This window comes from Inquilinus sp. 2KB_23, from assembly GCF_052115705.1.
Lineage (GTDB): Bacteria > Pseudomonadota > Alphaproteobacteria > DSM-16000 > Inquilinaceae > Inquilinus > Inquilinus ginsengisoli_A.
On the sequence record NZ_JBFRHF010000020.1, the window covers coordinates 104,709 to 121,448 of the forward strand.

At 69.4% G+C, this 16,740-nt stretch carries 20 protein-coding genes; 8 read left to right on the forward strand and 12 right to left on the reverse strand.

What is annotated here, in order from left to right:
- Positions 1 to 14 precede the first annotated feature (14 nt).
- Entirely contained in the window at positions 15 to 527 is a 513-nt protein-coding gene (locus tag AB4112_RS24080; RefSeq protein ID WP_441723472.1) for a 2'-5' RNA ligase family protein, read from the reverse strand.
- A 352-nt stretch (positions 528 to 879) separates the two neighbouring features.
- Here AB4112_RS24080 and AB4112_RS24085 point away from each other — a divergent pair, with 352 nt between their 5' ends.
- The 3 genes from AB4112_RS24085 to AB4112_RS24095 all read left to right on the forward strand — a co-directional run bounded on the left by AB4112_RS24085 (position 880) and on the right by AB4112_RS24095 (position 3,080).
- On the forward strand, positions 880 to 1,233 hold the full coding sequence (locus AB4112_RS24085; protein ID WP_441723473.1) for a YciI family protein: 354 nt from the start codon (positions 880 to 882) through the stop codon (positions 1,231 to 1,233).
- Positions 1,234 to 1,243: 10 nt separating this feature from the next.
- Complete coding sequence (locus tag AB4112_RS24090; protein ID WP_441723474.1) at positions 1,244 to 2,518, forward strand: RNA polymerase sigma factor; 1,275 nt, start codon at positions 1,244 to 1,246, stop codon at positions 2,516 to 2,518.
- Positions 2,519 to 2,579: 61 nt separating this feature from the next.
- Complete coding sequence (locus AB4112_RS24095) at positions 2,580 to 3,080, forward strand: GFA family protein (protein ID WP_441723475.1); 501 nt, start codon at positions 2,580 to 2,582, stop codon at positions 3,078 to 3,080.
- 18 nt (positions 3,081 to 3,098) lie between these two features.
- On the opposite strand, the gene AB4112_RS24100 is transcribed toward AB4112_RS24095, so the two are convergent.
- Positions 3,099 to 3,989, reverse strand: coding sequence for a polysaccharide deacetylase family protein (locus AB4112_RS24100; protein WP_441723476.1), 891 nt, complete (start codon positions 3,987 to 3,989; stop codon positions 3,099 to 3,101).
- Between the two features lie 151 nt (positions 3,990 to 4,140).
- On the opposite strand from AB4112_RS24100, the gene AB4112_RS24105 reads away from it, so the two are divergent.
- Entirely contained in the window at positions 4,141 to 5,022 is an 882-nt protein-coding gene (locus tag AB4112_RS24105) for a LysR family transcriptional regulator (protein ID WP_441723477.1), read from the forward strand.
- 9 nt (positions 5,023 to 5,031) lie between these two features.
- Here the strand turns inward: AB4112_RS24105 and AB4112_RS24110 are convergent, their stop codons facing one another.
- Together AB4112_RS24110 and AB4112_RS24115 are read right to left on the reverse strand one after the other, a co-directional pair.
- Positions 5,032 to 6,063: a hypothetical protein gene (locus AB4112_RS24110; protein WP_441723478.1), complete on the reverse strand. Its 1,032-nt coding sequence runs from the start codon at positions 6,061 to 6,063 to the stop codon at positions 5,032 to 5,034.
- Positions 6,064 to 6,220: 157 nt separating this feature from the next.
- Positions 6,221 to 7,090 carry a LysR substrate-binding domain-containing protein gene (locus tag AB4112_RS24115; RefSeq protein ID WP_309792365.1) on the reverse strand — a complete coding sequence of 290 codons (870 nt, stop codon included), beginning with the start codon at positions 7,088 to 7,090 and terminating at the stop codon, positions 6,221 to 6,223.
- Between the two features lie 96 nt (positions 7,091 to 7,186).
- Between AB4112_RS24115 and AB4112_RS24120 the strand changes: the two genes are divergently transcribed.
- Positions 7,187 to 8,158: a quinone oxidoreductase family protein gene (locus AB4112_RS24120; RefSeq protein WP_441723479.1), complete on the forward strand. Its 972-nt coding sequence runs from the start codon at positions 7,187 to 7,189 to the stop codon at positions 8,156 to 8,158.
- Between the two features lie 57 nt (positions 8,159 to 8,215).
- Here the strand turns inward: AB4112_RS24120 and AB4112_RS24125 are convergent, their stop codons facing one another.
- Together AB4112_RS24125 and AB4112_RS24130 are read right to left on the reverse strand one after the other, a co-directional pair.
- On the reverse strand, positions 8,216 to 9,226 hold the full coding sequence (locus AB4112_RS24125; protein WP_309792367.1) for a 2-hydroxyacid dehydrogenase: 1,011 nt from the start codon (positions 9,224 to 9,226) through the stop codon (positions 8,216 to 8,218).
- 64 nt (positions 9,227 to 9,290) lie between these two features.
- On the reverse strand, positions 9,291 to 10,211 hold the full coding sequence (locus AB4112_RS24130) for an alpha/beta fold hydrolase (protein WP_309792368.1): 921 nt from the start codon (positions 10,209 to 10,211) through the stop codon (positions 9,291 to 9,293).
- Positions 10,212 to 10,389: 178 nt separating this feature from the next.
- Between AB4112_RS24130 and AB4112_RS24135 the strand changes: the two genes are divergently transcribed.
- Positions 10,390 to 10,860, forward strand: a complete 471-nt coding sequence (locus AB4112_RS24135; protein ID WP_441723480.1) for a winged helix-turn-helix transcriptional regulator — start codon at positions 10,390 to 10,392, stop codon at positions 10,858 to 10,860.
- An 18-nt stretch (positions 10,861 to 10,878) separates the two neighbouring features.
- Here the strand turns inward: AB4112_RS24135 and AB4112_RS24140 are convergent, their stop codons facing one another.
- From AB4112_RS24140 to AB4112_RS24155, 4 genes are all read right to left on the reverse strand, one after another.
- A complete protein-coding gene (locus AB4112_RS24140; protein WP_441723481.1) occupies positions 10,879 to 11,295 on the reverse strand; it encodes a GFA family protein in 417 nt (138 codons plus the stop codon).
- Positions 11,292 to 11,813, reverse strand: coding sequence for an SRPBCC family protein (locus AB4112_RS24145; RefSeq protein WP_309792372.1), 522 nt, complete (start codon positions 11,811 to 11,813; stop codon positions 11,292 to 11,294). Before AB4112_RS24145 ends, AB4112_RS24140 begins: the two co-directional genes overlap by 4 nt.
- Before the next feature lie 41 nt (positions 11,814 to 11,854).
- The gene (locus tag AB4112_RS24150; RefSeq protein ID WP_309792373.1) at positions 11,855 to 12,640 is read right to left on the reverse strand and encodes a DUF899 domain-containing protein; all 786 of its coding nucleotides are present in this window, start codon (positions 12,638 to 12,640) and stop codon (positions 11,855 to 11,857) included.
- A 97-nt stretch (positions 12,641 to 12,737) separates the two neighbouring features.
- Positions 12,738 to 13,004: a hypothetical protein gene (locus AB4112_RS24155; protein ID WP_441723482.1), complete on the reverse strand. Its 267-nt coding sequence runs from the start codon at positions 13,002 to 13,004 to the stop codon at positions 12,738 to 12,740.
- A gap of 106 nt (positions 13,005 to 13,110) precedes the next feature.
- Between AB4112_RS24155 and AB4112_RS24160 the strand changes: the two genes are divergently transcribed.
- A complete protein-coding gene (locus tag AB4112_RS24160; RefSeq protein WP_441723483.1) occupies positions 13,111 to 14,331 on the forward strand; it encodes a hypothetical protein in 1,221 nt (406 codons plus the stop codon).
- 31 nt (positions 14,332 to 14,362) lie between these two features.
- Positions 14,363 to 14,995 (forward strand): Vgb family protein, encoded by a 633-nt coding sequence (locus AB4112_RS24165; protein ID WP_441723484.1) that lies wholly within the window; start codon positions 14,363 to 14,365, stop codon positions 14,993 to 14,995.
- 100 nt (positions 14,996 to 15,095) lie between these two features.
- Here AB4112_RS24165 and AB4112_RS24170 read toward each other — a convergent pair whose 3' ends face one another.
- Together AB4112_RS24170 and AB4112_RS24175 are read right to left on the reverse strand one after the other, a co-directional pair.
- Positions 15,096 to 15,899, reverse strand: coding sequence for an ABC transporter permease (locus AB4112_RS24170; protein WP_441723485.1), 804 nt, complete (start codon positions 15,897 to 15,899; stop codon positions 15,096 to 15,098).
- A gap of 4 nt (positions 15,900 to 15,903) precedes the next feature.
- A complete protein-coding gene (locus AB4112_RS24175) occupies positions 15,904 to 16,737 on the reverse strand; it encodes an ABC transporter permease (protein ID WP_441723486.1) in 834 nt (277 codons plus the stop codon).
- Positions 16,738 to 16,740: the final 3 nt, after the last annotated feature.

The window sequence follows — 16,740 nt, forward strand, 5'->3', positions numbered from 1 at the left end:
GGCCGGAACGCGCGTCATCCACGCAGCGGCCACTGGCCGAGAATATGATACTGGCTTCGGCCATACAGGCTGCGCACAAGGGCGAAATCGCTAGCCTTTAAGGTGATCGGTTTGTCGAGCCGCATCTCGGGAAACGGCTTCCGACCGTAAAGCAGGGTCATATGCGGCACGAATTGGGGGAGCGGAGGAACCGAAAGTCCGACAGCCTTCATCCCCGCAACGATGGTCTCTTGCAGGCCGGCCAGCGCGGCAGAGCCACGATTGCAGAGCAGGACGAGCGCGTGCCGTCCCTTCCCGACTTTGAAACTCGCCACACGATCAAATGTTACATCGAACTGCGGCACGTCGACGATCAGTGCCCCCCGCAGGGCTGCGTCGAGGATGTCCGACGGCAAACTCTGATAGCCGCCGACACGCAGGAGCGAGACATGCAACAGCTCTGTTGGGCGCCGACGCCCCCCAAAACCATCCCGATGTTGCAAGCGGTCGAGAAGCTCCGTTGCAAGTGCCGCCGCGGTCGAGCCCAACAAGATAGCAAAGAAAACGCTGTCCTCGCGTTTCCCTCCTCCTGGCGGAGGAGCAGACGTGGGTAATGATGGGGGTCGCAGCGGAGGCAGCAGAGGCATGTCGAGGTCCAGCCAAAGCTGCCTCGGATCGTCGTACGTCCCCGCCGACCATCGCCTCGCTGCCATCCGATTGGCCTTCTTCCCGTGATCGCACCGGACAACCAGCCCCCAGATGACATGGTTTGCCGGCGGGTCCGCGGCAAGACACCGCCGGATTCACATCCTTCGAACTCCGATGTCCAGATCGTCGGGGCTCGCGCGTCATAGGGTCGGCGGAGCATGCTGCCCGCCACAACCATCGGGGAGACTTCCCATGCAGTACATGCTGTTGCTCTACGCGAACGAAGGTGGCTGGGCCCATCTGACGCCCGCCCAGCAGGAACAGGGAGTCGCGGCCTACAGGGCGTATTCGGAGGCGTTGACGAAGGCCGGCGTGCTCAAGGGCGCGGACCGCCTCCAGGGCAGTTCGGCCGCGACCACCGTGCGCCTGACCGACGGCAAGCCGCAGGTGCTGGACGGCCCCTATGCGGATTCGCGCGAACAGCTGGGCGGCTACTACCTGATCGACGTGCCCGACCTCGATGCCGCGCTCTCCTGGGCCTCCCGCTGCCCGACGGTGGGGCATGGCGTGGTCGAGGTCCGCCCGCTCTGGGCGATGTCGGCCTGAGCCGCGACGCATGAACCTGAGGGAAGGCGGCGCGCAGGCGCAGGGCATGGCGGACGCGGTGGCGCGCCGCAGCTACGGCAAGCTCGTCGCCTTCCTCGCGTCCCGCACCCGGGACGTCGCCGCCGCCGAGGACGCGCTGTCCGAGGCGTTCGCCGCGGCGCTGGCCGACTGGCCGGTGAAAGGCTGCCCGGCGAACCCGGAGGCCTGGCTGCTGACCGCCGCCCGCCGCAAGCTGGTCGACGCCGCCCGGCGGCGCCAGAGCGGCCAGGCCGCGGCCGCCCCGCTGCAGCTGCTGGCGGAGGAGCTGGGCGCCGCGGCAGCGGCCGAGGCCGAGATCCCGGATTACCGCCTGGCGTTGATGTTCGCCTGCGCCCATCCGGCGATCGAGCCCGGCATCCGGGCGCCCCTGATGCTGCAGGCGGTCCTGGGGCTGAGCGCGGAGACCATCGCCTCGGCCTTCCTCTCCTCCCCCGCGGCGATGGGCAAGCGGCTGGTCCGGGCCAAGGACAAGATCCGCCAGGCCGGCATCCCCTTCGTCGTGCCGGGGCGCGAGGATCTTCCCGGCCGGCTCGGCGCCGTGCTGGACGCCGTCTACGCCGCCTTCACCGAAGGCTGGACCGATCCCGGCGGGACCGACACCGTCCGCCGCGACCTGACCGAGGAGGCCCTGTTCCTGGCCCGGCTGGCGACCGAGCTGCTGCCCGGGGAGCCGGAGGCGCTGGGCCTGCTGGCGCTGATGCTGCACGCGCATGCCCGGCGTGGCGCCCGCCGTGACGCCGAGGGCGAGTTCGTGCCGCTGGACAAGCAGGACCCGGCCTCCTGGGACGGCCGCATGATCGCGGCGGCCGAGGCGCTGCTGCGGCGCGCCGGCGCCATGGGCTCGATCGGCCGCTACCAGCTGGAGGCGGCACTGCAGTCGGCGCATGTCCATCGCTGCCGCAGCGGCCGCGCCAACTGGGCCGAGGTGGTGCAGCTGTACGACGCGCTGCTGGCATTGGTCGGCTCACCTGTGGTGGCGGTGAATCGCGCCCTGGCGATTGCGGAACTCCAAGGCGCGGAGGCCGGCCTCGACGCGATGCAGGCGGTCGCGTCGGACCCGCGGCTGGCCGAATACGCGCCCTACTGGGTGGCGCAGGCGGAGCTGCTGGCCCGGACCGGAGCCGATGGTGACGCCCGCCGCGCCTTCGAGATCGCGATCGGCCTCGAACGCGACCCCGCCGTCCGCCGCTTCCTGCAGCGGCGACAGTCGGTGCTGGGATCTTTTCGGGACCCCGGGAAAACCTGACACTCCGTGACAGCGATGGCCTGATACACCAGGGATCATCGCGCGACAGTCGGAGGCCGGGATGGGCAAGGCAGCGGTCGGAAAGATCCGGAAGACACCGGCGGCGGTGGCGAAGGGCCGATGCCTGTGCGGCGCGGTGCAGGTCGAGATCGATGTGCCGGCCCGCTGGGCCTGGCACGACCATTCCCAGGCCAGCCGGCACGCCCACGGCGCCGCCTACGCCACCTATGTCGGCAGCTGGCGCAGCCGCTTCCGCATCACCAAGGGCGCCGCCGGCATCACCCGCTTCGAGGACGAGGCGACGGGAACCGCGCGGAGCTTCTGCACCCGGTGCGGGACGCCGCTGTTCTACGAACGGCCGCGCGCGCCGCAGATGGTGAACCTGCCGCGCGCGCTGTTCGAGACCCGCACCGGCCGGGAGCCGCTGTACCACATCGCCATCGAACAGGCGCCGGAATGGACCTACCGGGGCGAGCCGCTGCGCCCCCTGAAGGGCTTCCCCGGCGTCGTGTGGGAAGGCCCGCGACGGAAGAAGCGATCCCAGCCTGAAGGCATGTTCTGAGCGGCCGTCTCCGTCCGGTCAGATGTTCCCGTAGGTCTTGCCGTACCAGTCGGCGATCTCGCCGCCGGTCGCCATCCAGACGTCGCGGTGCGAGGTGATGTGGGCGAGCGCCTTGGCGAAGTGCTGGCTGCGATGGGGGTGGCCGACCAGGAACGGGTGCAGGCAGATCGCCATCACCCGCCCCGACCGGGCGCCGTCCTCGTAGAGGCCGTCGAACTGGTCGCAGATCATCCGGCCGAAGGCCTCGCCGGTCAGCCCCTGTTCAAGGAAGGCGGTGTAGTCGTTGATCTCGACCGAGTATGGCAGCGACAGCATCGAGCCGGTCTTCACCCGCATCGGATAGGGCTGCTCGTCATTGACCCAATCGGCGATGTATCGGATGCCGGCCGCGGCCAGCAGGTCGAGCGTGTCGTGCGATTCACTCAGCGCCGGGCTGAGCCAGCCCCGCGGCCGCCGGCCGGTGCCCTGCTCGATGGCGTCGACCACCGCATTCACCAGCCGCCCCTCCTCCGCCTGCCCGTTCATCAGGGTGGAGTTGTTGGGGCCGTGGCCCATCCATTCCCAGCCGAGCGCGTTGCCGGCCTCGATGATGCGGGGATAGTGCCGGCAGACATCGGCGTTGAGCGCCACGGTGCCCTTGACCCCGTATCGCTCCATCACCTCCATCATCCGCCAGATGCCGACGCGGACGCCGTAGTCGCGCCAGGAATAGTTCAGCACGTCGGGCACCAGCTCTTTGGTCGCCGCGATGATGGAGCTGGAGGGGCGATCGAACAGGAAGTGCTCGATGTTCGGGATGACCCAGACCGCCACGCGCGCCCCGTTCGGCCAGCGCAGCGACGGGCGGTCGACGATGGCGGAATAGGGAAAGCGGTCGTGCTGCTGGGGGGCTGCTGAGACTTGCGACATGGCGTTTCTCTCTTGCTGGGAAGCGAGGGCGTGGACGAGGCAGATCCGGCCATCGCCCTGGCAAGCAAGATAAATTCATCCGGCACTGCGGAGAACAACGCTATAGTTCTGAGGACATCGGACATATCCGTCCGAAATCGGGATGCGATGGATGGACAGTCTCGGCCCTCTCAACGCCTTCGTTCAGGCCGCCGAGGCCCGCAGCTTCACGGCCGCGGGACGGCAGTTGCGCGTCTCGTCCTCGGCGATCGGCAAGGCGGTCACGCGGCTGGAGGAGCAGCTGGGCGTGCGGCTGTTCCACCGCTCCACGCGCACGATCACGCTGACGCCGGAGGGCGCCCGCTTCCTGGAGCGCTGCCGGCGCATCTTCTCCGAGATCGAGGCGGCCGAGCTGGAGATCGCCCAGACACAGGGCGCGCCGCGCGGCAAGCTGCGCGTCAGCCTGCCGCTCGCCGGCATGCTGATGATGCCGGCGCTGAGCGCGTTCATGCGCGCCTATCCGGAAATCGAGCTGGACCTCGATTTCACCGACCGGCTGGTCGACGTGATCGATGAGGGCTTCGATGCCGTGGTGCGCGCCGGCGAGGTCAGCGATTCCAGGCTGATGACCCGGGTGCTGGGCACCTTCCGGCTCATCCTCGTCGCCTCGCCCGGCTATGTCGCGCTGCGGGGCATGCCGCAAACTCCAGGCGACCTCGCCGCCCACGCCTGCCTGCACCATCGCTACGCGACCAACGGCAAGCTCGAGCCCTGGCCGCTGCGCCGCGGGCGCCGGGATGTCGAGCTGCCGACCACGGCGGTGGTGAACACCATCGAGCCCCTGATCGCGATGGCCGAGCAGGGCTTCGGCATCGCCTGCCTGCCGGACTTCGCCCTTCGTCGCCAGCTCGACGCCGGCACGCTCGTCACCGTGCTCGACGCCCACACCGATCACTCCGGCACGTTCCGGATGCTGTGGCCATCGAGCCGCCACCTGTCGCCGAAGCTCAGGGTCTTCGTCGACTTCATGGCGCAGAGCCTGTTCACAGCCTGAGCCGGCCGTTCAGCGAAAGGTCACGGTCTCGAAATCCGCCGACGTGCCCGCCGCCTGCCGCGCGAGATCGGCGATCGCGATGGTCCGGGTCGTCGCTTCGTTCCAGGGGTTGGTGTAGGTCAGCATCCCCGCGGCGGGGTCGATGCGGATGACGGCGAAGGCGTGACCGTCGCCCTTGGTCCACTCGCCATTGCGGCCCGGCTTGCCGCCGAACACCATGGCGACGCCCCTACCGACGTTGTCAGCATTGCCGGCCAGGAAGTCCGTGATCTCCTGCGGCGTCATCTCGGCATCGGCCCGCCGGGCATGGTCGCCGAGGGTGCCGGCGAGCAGCTCCATCACCTTGTTGGTCGGCAGCGCCCCTTGGCTGGGGTCGCGGTGGAAGTAGCGGAACATGGCGCCGACCAGGGCCGCCGCCGCCGGGTCGCCCTTGCCGAACTGGTCGAGATCGTCCGGGCCGAGGTGGTAGACGGTCGTGGCATCGCCGGGGAAGCTGATGTTGAAGCTGCCATCGGCGTTGGCGGTGACGGCCTTGTGCAGGATCGCAGTGCCGGCCGGCGTGTCCGAGAACGCCTTGATCACCGAAATGCCGACGCAATCGCCTTCGCCGGTCTGGTTCAGGGCGATGCCGATGGCGCCCGGAATCGGATCCCCACCCGGCGACGGGATCCACGGCTCGGCCGTGATGACGCTGCCCCTGGCGTCGCGCCGCAGCGCGGCGATGCTGCCATCGGCGCTGAACGTCCCATCCCCGAGGGAAACGACGATGTTCCTGGCGTCGGTTGCGAGTTCCGGCCGCGCGCCGCCGTCGCGCTTGAGCGCATCCTGGAAATCCCGGGCCGCCGCCGCGATTCTCTGGCTCGCCGCACTGTCGGGCCGGGCACCGTGGCTCTGCTCCAGCTCATGGACAAGCTGGCGATAGGCGCCCCCGATGGCGCGCATGCCGGTGGCGTCGCTGGCCGCGCCGGCGCCCGTGGCTGCGGCCGTCGCCAGGACGCAGGCGAGGACGGGCAGCAGCCGATGGCTGATCTGACGAGACACGCTGGGCACCCTCCTGATGGCGCTGAGGGAACCTCCAATCCTGATGTCCCTCCCTGCCCGCAGAATTCCCATCCGGCGTTACGAATTGACGTCGGGGCCCGACAAACCGGTTACGACCGCAACACCGCGTTGCATGGCATGGTTCTAGCCGGGCCGATCACGGTCCGGGCGTCGCCGGCATGCCCTCCAGCAAGATGGCGATCACGGCATCCAGGAGGGGCGTCCGCCGATCCCGGGCGTAGAGGCCATACTGGACGGTCAGCGGCCCCGGCACCCCGGCCGACGGCTTCAACGCCCGCATCGCCCCCGCGCGGACGGATTCGGGCGGCAGCAGCCCGATGCCCAGCCCGTTCTCGACCGCGGCCTGCAGGGCCATGACGCTCCGGCTGGTGAACATCACCCGATGCTCGCGCCCGTCGGCGGCCAGCGCGTCGATCATGCGCCGGCGCCACAGACAGGGCGCGGCGAAGACGACGAGATCGAGCGGCCGGTCCGGATCCGGGACATAGTCCAGGGCGCAGGCCCATTGCAGCTCAACATTCCAGGTGGTCAGGGCGTCGGCCACCACCACGGAGGTCGGGGCGATCATGACATCCAGCCCCTCCTCGGCCCAAAGCCGCCCCAGCGCGACGCTATGCTCGACCGTCACCTCGGGGCGGATGTCGGGATAGGCGCGATGCAGCCGCCCCAGCGCGGCGGGAAGCGTGGCCGTGGCCACCTCCTCGGCCAGGCCGATGCGCACGCCGCCGCTGATTTCGGTCTGCTGCAGCCGGGCCACCGCCTCGTCGCCCAGCGCCAGGATGCGGGTCGCGTAGCCCAGCAGCAGTTCCCCCTCCGCGGTCGGCACCACGCCGCGGCCGGTGCGCTGGAACAGCTGCCGGTCGAGCAGGCCCTCCAGCCGGCGCATCTGCATGCTCAGCGCCGATTGGGTGCGGCCGGTCTGCGCCGCGACCCGGCTCAGGCTGCCCTGCCGGCAGACCGCGACATAGCTGCGGAGAAGGTCGAGGCCGATCTGTTCGGATATCATGTCCGTTGAACTCTGATCTCACCGACATCAGTCTACAAACATATCTCGCGGCCCGCTATCTCCCAGACACGGCACAGCGCAACGCGAGAGGGACCCATGAAAGCGATCCGAGTTCACCGCCATGGCGGGCCGGAGGTGCTGGCCTATGAGGACATCGACATCGGCCAGCCCGGCCCCGGCGAGGTCCGTGTCCGCAACCGGGCGATCGGCCTCAACTTCGTCGACATCTACTTCCGCAGCGGCGCCTATGCCCCGCCCGCTTTGCCCTTCACGCCGGGCAACGAGGGCGCCGGCGAGGTGGTGTCGGTCGGCCCGGGCGTCGAGGGCTTCGCCGCGGGCGACCGCGTGGTCTATGTCGAGACCCTCGGCTCCTATGCCGAGGAGCGCATCGTGCCGGCCCATTTCCTGGTCCCCCTGCCCGACGCCATCGACTTCGAGACCGGCGCCGCGATGATGCTGAAGGGCCTGACCGCGCAATACCTGCTGCGCCGGACCTTTCGCGTCGAGGCGGGGCACACTGTCCTGGTGCATGCGGCGGCGGGCGGGGTCGGCCTGATCCTGACGCAATGGGCGAAGCATCTCGGCGCGACCGTCATCGGCACGGTCGGCTCACCCGAGAAGGCCGCACTGGCGCGCCGGAACGGCTGCGACCATGTCATCGAGTACGGCCACGAGGATTTTGTCGCGCGGGTGCGGGAGATCACCGGCGGCCGCGGCTGCGACGTGGTCTATGACGGCGTCGGCAAGGCGACCTTCGCGGGGTCGCTCGACTGCCTCAGGCGCTTCGGCACCGTCGTCAGCTTCGGCGCGGCATCGGGACCGGCCGAGCCCTTCGACATCGGGCTGCTGATGCGGAAGGGCTCGATCTTCGCCACGTCGCAGCTGCTGTTCGACCATCTGGTGCGGCGCGAGGACGTTCTCGCCATGAGCGCGGACCTGTTCCGCGTGGTTGCGAGCGGCGCGGTGACGGTCCCGGTCCATGCCCGCCTGCCGCTCGCCGAGGCGGCCGAGGCGCACCGCCGGCTCGAAGCGCGGCTGACCACCGGCGCGACGGTCCTGCTGCCATAGGCCTCGGTGCCGGCCTCCTCGTCCTTGATGCTTGAATGATCTTCAGCGGCGCCTTGGTCAGCCGAAGACGATGCCTGCCCTCTGTGCCCGCAGCCGCGGATCGTGCGACCGCACCGTCACCGGACGGCCGTCGAGGATCTCGTGGCAGCGCGCCAGCGTGTCCTCCTCGAGCCGGCGCATCGCCTCGGCGGTGAAGAAGGTCAGGTGCGGAAACAGGATCACGTTGTCGCGATCGAACAGCGCGCTCATCGGATGCCCCGATTTGGTCAGCGGCTCCACCGAATAGACGTCGAGGCCGACGCCGCCGATGCGCCCCGCGACGACCGCCTCGACCAGGGCCGCCTCGTCGATCAGCGCGCCGCGCGAGACGTTGACGACGATCGCGGAGGGTTTCAGGCAAGCCAGCTCGGCCCGGCCGACAAGGCCGCGGGTGCTGTCGCTCAGCGCGCAGTGCACGGACACGAAATCGCAGGCGCGCAGCATGGCCTGCAGGTCGTCGACCTTCTCGATCCCGGCGGCCTGCAGCGTCGCGGCATCGACATGGGGGTCGTAGCCGAGGATTCGGGCGCGGAACCCCTGGCCCGCCATGCGCGCCATGCTCCGCCCGATCCGGCCGCAGCCGACGAGGCCGAGCGTCGCCCCCGAGATGTCGCGGCCCAGCCAGCGTTGCGCCGGCCAGATCCAGCCGTCGCGCGACATCGCCTGCGTGATCTCGGGCAGGCGCTTGGCCAGCGCGATCATCAGGGTGAACGCACCCTCCGCCACCGTTTCCTCGGCGTATTCCGGCACATTGACGACGGGAATGCCGCGCCGCATCGCCGCCGCCATGTCGATGGCATCGATGCCGACGCCGTATTTGACGATGCCCTTGAGCCTGCGGGCCGCGTCGATCACCCGCGCGGTGACCGGCGTGTAGCACATCAGCAGCAGGTCGGCGTCGGCGACCGCGCCGATGAGATCGGCTTCGGAAACGCCGTCCGGCAGGGTGACCAGATCGACGCCGCGCGCGCGCAGGGCGGCGTCGATGCCTGGGCAATCGATCTCCCGGTCGGTCCGCACGGCCTTCATCGACTGTCTCCCATGAGCCGCATCCGCCTACCCAAGCCAGCTCCCGGAGCTGTAGACCGCCGGTCTAGGTCTGTCGAATGAAGTCCGCGACGAGAGCTGCGACCACATCCGGCGCATCCTCGAGGCAGTAATGGCCGACCCCGGCCAGGCGACGGACCGGCGCGGCCGGGAAGAGCTGGATGAACAGCGGCAGGAAATGCCCGGGGAGGAGCGTGCGGTCCGCCTCTCCCCAGATGGCCAGGGCCGGCCTGGCGCGGATCGCGCGGTCGGCCGCGGCGTCGGGCGTCTCGAATCGGTGCGCGCCCGTGGCGAAGCCCTTGGCCCAGCCGATCGCGCCGAGGCAGTCGGCCGGGCACGCGAAGGGTGCGCCATAGGCCGCGAGCCAGGTGTCGGTGATCAGCGCATTGTTCTCGAAGCCGTTGAGCTTGAGTGTGCTGAGGATGTTGAAGCCGAGCTGGCCCAGCACCGCTTCGAGGCTGCCATCCGCCTCGGCCTTCGCGATCCATTGGAACCATGGTGAGACGCCGGCATTCGCCACCAGCCGATCGAGCAGATCGGACTGGCCGAACGGGGTCGGCCCGTTGGTCGAGATCACGCGACGGATGCGGTCAGGGTGGCGGGCGGCGAGCCCCATGCCGACCGGGCCGCCGAAATCATGCATGACCAGGGTGATGCGGTCGAGATCGAGCGCAAGGACGAAGCGCTCCAGATTGTCGATGTGGTCCTGCAGCCAATAGCTGCGGTCCTGCGGCGTCTCGCTCTTGCCGAAGCCCATATGGTCGGGAACCACCACGCGGCAGTTGCCGCTCAGCGCGGGGATCAGATGGCGGAACAGATAGCCCCAGCTCGGCTCGCCATGGAGGCACAGCACGACCTCCGCGTCGCGCGGCCCCTCGTCGACATAGTGCATCCGGAAGCCGGGAGCGCCGGTGACATGCGGCACGAACGGGAAGGTGCCGCCGAAGCTGGCGTCGGATGGGACCACAGACGTCTCCTCTTCCGGATTTGCGCCGTCGGCGCTTAAGTTTCAAATTAAAACCTCCCACCTCATATCGCTTGAGGTTTTAAACTGCAACTACTATATGATGGACAAGGTAAACCGCGATCTGCCCGGCGAAGCCGGGCGACGGCATGCTGGAGATCGAGCGCGGGGTGACGTCGCGATGGTCAAGAGAACCAGCCACAGGGAGTCGCGCTGTGGCGTTGCCAGGCCGCTGGATGCGATCGGTGACGGATGGACGCTGCTGATCGTCCGCGATGCCTTCGACGGCCTGAGCCGGTTCGGGGAGTTCCAGAAGAGCCTGGGGCTCGCGAAGAACATCCTTGCGGCCAGGCTGCGCAGCCTCGTCGCCCACGGCATCATGGACACCGTCCCGGCATCCGACGGCAGCCCCTATCAGGACTACGTGCTGACGGAGAAGGGACGCGGCCTGTTTCCCGTGCTGGTCGCGCTCCGGCAGTGGGGCGAGGACTATTTCTTCGAGCCCGACGAGGCCCATGTCGTTCTGGTCGACCGGAAGCGGGGCCTTCCCGTGCGAAAGCTGGAGCTCCGCTCCCAGGACGGCCGCGCGCTGGAACCGGAGGACACCGTCGTGCGCCCCCTCCCCGATCCGGCAGCCGACGGGCGGGGATAGAGCATTCCCGGCCGCAGGTCACATCGGCGGCATCCTGTCGAATTTCGGCAGGGCCGGATCGAGGTGGTCCCAGGCGTAGCCGCGCATGGCGTAGGTCACCACCTGCGGCTGGTATCGGCCGGGGTCGTCGAGGCTCGCGGCGTGGATGGTGAACAGGTCCGGCATGGCCGCGAAGGTCAGATAGACCGGTGACCCGCAGATGGGGCAGAACGCGCGCGTTTTGACGTTGCCGCTGTCGCCGACGATGTCCCAATGCGTCGCTTCGCCTTCGAGCTTCACATGCCCCCTGTCGGGGAAGGTCAGGTAGGACCCGTGCCCGGTGCCGCTCTTCCGCTGGCAGTCGCGGCACTGGCAGTCGTTCATGAACATCGGTTCCGCGGAAATCTCGTAGCGGATCGCGCCGCAGGCGCATCCGCCGGTGTAAGCCACGCTCATGCCGTCTCTCCCTTTATGGTCATGCCCGGCTGGCAGCAATCGTGCCGGTCGGGCCGGTCCTGTTCGCCGGCGACGTCGCCCAGCGTCTCGACGACCTTGTTCCAGCCATCGCCCAGGCTCGTGAGCGCCGTCTGGTTCCGCGGCACGAGAAAGCCGGAATGGACCAGGCGAAGGTGGGTTCCGCCCTCGATCCTGGTCAGGATGAAGGTGACGACGGTGTCCAGCCGCGAGCCGTACCCGACATTTGCCTCGTGCCCGCCCTTCCAGGCATAGGCGAGGCGCTCGTTCGGCTTCACCTCCAGCACCTGGCAATGGATGACGCCGTCCCAGGCGCCGGCCGGCGTCGTCTGGAAGGTGAAGCGGTTGCCCACCACGGGCTCGAACCCGACCGGCTCCTTGATCCAGCGGGCGATCATCCCGGCGGTCGTGAGTGCCTTCCAGACCGCCTCTGGGGGTTGCGGAATATCCTTATCCACCACGATGTCCCGGGTGTCCGACTGCAACGCGGCGTCGCTCATGGTTCGCTCTCCTTCGGGTGGGGATGGCAGGTGAGTTGGACTCAGCGCTTGCCGTACTCGTCGTGGCGGCGCCACCAGATGCCGGTCTCGTTGCGCCCCCTGGGGGCGCGGTCGAGCCAATGGAACATGCCCCACAGCCCGTCCAGCCCGCGGGCATAAGTGGAATAGCTGTGGTAGACGACGCCGTCCTCGAGCACGAAGGCGCTCAGGCCGGGCCGCTCGCGCACATAGGTGGCCACGTCGGTCCCGGTCATGCCCGCCATCTTGGCCACGGGCCCCTCGCCGCCTTTCGTCAGCGAGTCGCCGATCCCGCGCCCCACCCAGGCCGGCTCGCGCCGGTAGTTGTATTCGGCGGTGCCTTCGCGCTGCTGCTGCTCGGTGAGCGAGACGTTGAAGTCGAAGTTGAAATCCGCGCCGAGCGAGGATGCCCAGGGGAAGCTCCACCCCATCCGCCGCTGGTACGCCTGCAGCGTGGCGAGCGGCGCCCGCGACACCGCCGACAACGTGACGTCGTGGTTCGCCAGATGGACGGCGATGCCCTCGAACCCGTCCGCGATCGCCGAGCAGGACGGGCACCCCGCGGTGTAGTCGGGCCCGAACATGAAGTGGTAGATCAGGAGCTGCGAGCGCCCACGGAACAGGTCCGGCAGCGCGGCAGCCCCGTTCTCGGTCTCGAACCGATAGCCCTTGTCGACCCGGACCCAGGGCAGGTCCTGACGCCACTGCGCCAGCTCGTCGCTGCGCCGCGTCAGCTCCTTCTCCGCCTCGAGCAGATCCAGGCGGGCAGCCATCCACTCTTCGCGTGTGCCAGTCGGGTGCGTGGTCATCGTCCTTCTCCTTTGGGGCTTAGGGTCGTGAAAGAGATTGGCGCCGGGGCATCGGATGCCGGGAGTGACAAGTGTGGCGGGAGTCCGGCTGCGCGGATCAGGACCGGCGGGCCCCGCTGCGCCGCCGGGAGGCCAGCTTCAGCCACGGCGCCAGATGGACGGCGGCCATGAGCCAGTACATCGGCACCATTCCACTCAGCGGGGATGCGTTCGGGGCGACCGAGCAGATATCCGGCATTCCGCCAAGACCAGGCGTCAGCAGCGCCATGGCGGCGAAGGTCGGGGCGGCGGCAAGGGACAACCAGTCCGCGGCGCCGAGGCCGGCCGTGACCGGAGATCCCTGATGCGTCCCGGTCGTCGCCATTTTCGCGCCTCCATCCGTTCGCGATGCTGTCCGCGGCCGTCAGCCGCGGGATAGACTTGGGGCCGGATGGCGGAACGGGGGGAGTGACAAGTGTGGCGGGATTCCAGTGGACTCGCTGATCACGGCTGCGGCCCGCGCGCTCGCGGCGGGTGATCCCCTCGGCGCCCTGAAGCGGGTCGCCCTGCGCGACGACGCCCCGGCGCTGGCGTTGCGGGGCATCGCCATGGCGCAGCTCGGCGATCTGGTTCGGGCCAAGGCTCTCATGCGGCGGGCGGCGCGCGCCTTCGGCCCGAGAGAGTCGGTGGCCCGCGCGCGCTGCGTCGTCGCCGAGGCCGAAATCGCCCTCGCTTCGCGCGACCTGGGCTGGCCGGCGAAGACGCTCGACGCCGCGCGGGCGACGCTCGAGGCGCATGGCGACCGGGTCAATGCCGCGCATGCCCGGTATCTCGCGGTCCGCCGCCTGCTCCTGATCGGCCGCCTCGACGAGGCCGAGCGCACCCTCGCCGATCTCGACCCCGCGCCCCTGCCGCCCGCGCTGGAGGCCGCCCATGAGCTGGTGGTCGCGGGGATCGCGATGCGGCGCTTGCAGACCCAGGCCGCGCGCGCGGCGCTCGTCCGGGCCGGGAGCGCCGCGCGCGCCGCCGGCATTCCCGCGCTGACGGCGGAGGTCGAAAGCGCATCCCTGGTCCTGAATACGCCCGCGGCACGCCTGCTGGCGCGTGGCGAGGAACGCCCGCTCCTGCTCGAGGAGGTCGAGGCGCTGCTGGCGTCGGAGGCGCTCGTGGTGGACGCGTGCCGCCATGCCGTGCGGGACGCCGGCACCGTGGTCTCGCTCGCGACGCGCCCGGTGCTGTTCGCGCTGGCCCGCGCGCTGGGCGAGGCCTGGCCCGGGGACGTGCCGAGAGGCACGCTCCTCGCGCGGGCCTTCGGCGCGAAGCACGCCGATGAATCGCATCGCGCGCGGCTGCGGGTCGAGATCGGCCGGCTTCGCACGATGCTGCGGCCGCTGGCCGGCGTGAGCGCGACCCAGCGCGGGTTCGCGCTGGTGCCGCGCCGTGCCGGCGAGGTCGTGGTGCTGGCACGGCCCGTCGAGGAGCAGCATGCCGCGGTGCTGGCCTTCCTCGCCGACGGTGAATCCTGGTCGAGCTCGGCCCTGGCGCTGGCGCTCGGCGCCAGCCAGCGCACCGTGCAGCGGGGCCTCGACGCGCTGGCGGCGGCCGGCAAGGTGCAGTCGTTCGGGCGCGGGCGGGCGCTTCGCTGGATGACCCCGCCAGTGCCGGGATTCACGACCACCTTGTTACTCCCGGCGCCGCTGCCGGGGGATTAGGGTGGTGGCATCGAGTGATGAGGACGGACCCATGAAACGATCAGCAGCCGAAATCGTCCGCGAATACGGCCCCTTCCCGGGCGTCGACCAGGTGGCCGGGGTCACCTATGACGGCCAGCACGTCTGGTTTGCCGCCGGTGACTCGCTGAAGGCCCTCGATCCCGCGACCGGGGAGACGGTGCGCTCGATCGAGGTCGCCGCGCATGCCGGCACCGCCTTCGACGGCCGGCACCTGTTCCAGATCGCCGAGGAGCACATCCAGAAGATCGATCCGAAGACCGGCCGCGTGCTCGCCACCATCCCGGCGCCCGGCGGCGGCGGCGACTCCGGGCTGGCCTGGGCCGAAGGGACGCTTTGGGTGGGGCAGTACCGGGACCGCAAGATCCACCAGATCGACCCCGAGACCGGGGCGGTTCTCCGCACCATCGAATCCAACCGCTTCGTCACCGGGGTCAGCTGGGTCGACGGCGAGCTCTGGCACGGCACCTGGGAGGGCGACGAGAGCGACGTGAGGCGGATCGACCCCCAGACCGGGGAGGCCCTGGAAATTCTCGAAATGCCGCCGGGAACCGCCGTGTCGGGGCTGGAATCCGACGGCGGCGACCAGTTCTTCTGTGGCGGCGGCCCCACCGGCAAGCTCAGGGCCGTCCGCCGGCCCCGGTGAGGCGACCGGCAGTGGCTCCGGCCCCCGTCGACTCCACGAGCACTGTGTCCACGCAGCCTGCGGATGGGGTTCGTCGGTTGATCACCTCGTACCGGGTGAGTCAGCTGCCGGTCGACATGTACTTCGACACTCCGATCCGCCATGCCAGAAACGAGAGGGCCAGGAGGCCGAATCCCGCCGCCGGCGCCATCGGCAGAAACCAATCGGGGGCGCCCAGGGGATCGGATCGCCCCAGGATGGCGAGCACCGGATAATACGCCACGCAGGCCAGCGGCACGATGAAGGTCAGGAAGGTGCGGAACCAGCGGGCATAGAGGCCGAGTGGGAACTGGCCCGCATAGACGCCGCCGTAGGTGAGGGCGTTGACGGCTTCCAGGCTTTCGATGGTCCAGAAGGCCATGGCGGCCTGAAAGATGAAGAGGGCGACGAAGAAGGCCGTGCCGCCGGCGATCGTCCAGAGGGCCAGGACGACGGTCTCCGGGGTCCACATGAACTGCAGGGATTCGGTGGCTGCCACCAGGATGACGGCCGCCTGCACGAACCGCCCGAACCGGCTGATACGGAAGTCATGGCCCACCAGCTGCAGCGCCGCCGACCGGGGCCTGAGCAGCAGGCGGTCGAAATCGCCCGTGCGCACGAAATCGGTGCCGAAGACGTCGAATCCGCGGGTCACGAAATCGGCGATGGAAAAGCTGATGCCGATCAGGGCGTAGAAGAACATCACCTCCCCGAAGCCCCAGCCCTTCACGGCCCCGAACCGGTCGAACAAGGCCCAGATCGAGACGATCTCGATGGCCGTCGAAGCCAGCTGCCCGAAGGTCAGCATCATCGCCGATGCCGGGTATTGCATCTGGCTGCGGATCGAGGCCGTGAAATACCGGACGAGCAGGGTGATGCCGTTCACCGCCCTACCCTCCCTGGACTTCGAGGCGGCGCACGACACGGCGCAGCCACAGCCGGCCGGCGACGATCAGGGCGAAGGTCCAGAACGCCTGCAGCCCGATTCCCGCCCAGGCCATGAAGCCCGCCAGCGCGCCGGAATAGATCCGATTGGGGATGTCGAGGACGCCGGCCAGGGGCTGGATGAAGAGCGCCGCGCGGATCGCGTCGGGATAGAGCGGCAAGGGCAGCAGGGAGCCGGAGAAGACGATGACCACCGGCATGGCCAGGGAGTTGACACCCCGGGCATTGAGCGTCGCCACCACGACGATGTTGATCAGCATGACGACAGCGCAGGAGAGCGCTGCCGCCAAAGACAGCGAGAGGATGAAAAGCAGGGCGGCGGAAGCATTCGGCGGCGGCTTCCAGGCCCATTCCGCCTGGCCGAGCAGGGGCAGGCCGACCCCGGCCGCGAGAGCCATCAGACCCAGTCTGGGAGCGACGCGGGCCGTCATCCAGCCGGCCGTGCGGGCATACCAGAGGGCATAGGCATCCACCGGTCGCAGCCGATCGTAGCCGATCGCGCCTGTGCGCACCGCCGCGGCGATATCGGGATCTGCGGCCCAGGGCAGCAGGGCCAGGAGGCCTTGGGCCAGCCAGGTGTATGTGACGGCCTGGGAGAGGTCGAAGGATGTGCCGGCGGCGGCCTCCGGCGCGCCAAGGTAGAAAGCGGCCAGCACCATGACGCGCACCGCGCCGAACCAGCATTGGGTGGCGAAGCCGGCCACGGCCGCGGCCCGATACTGCATCATCAGCAGGAATCGCGAGGAAAAGGCCGCGATGTAGGGACGGAGGGCCTCCATGGG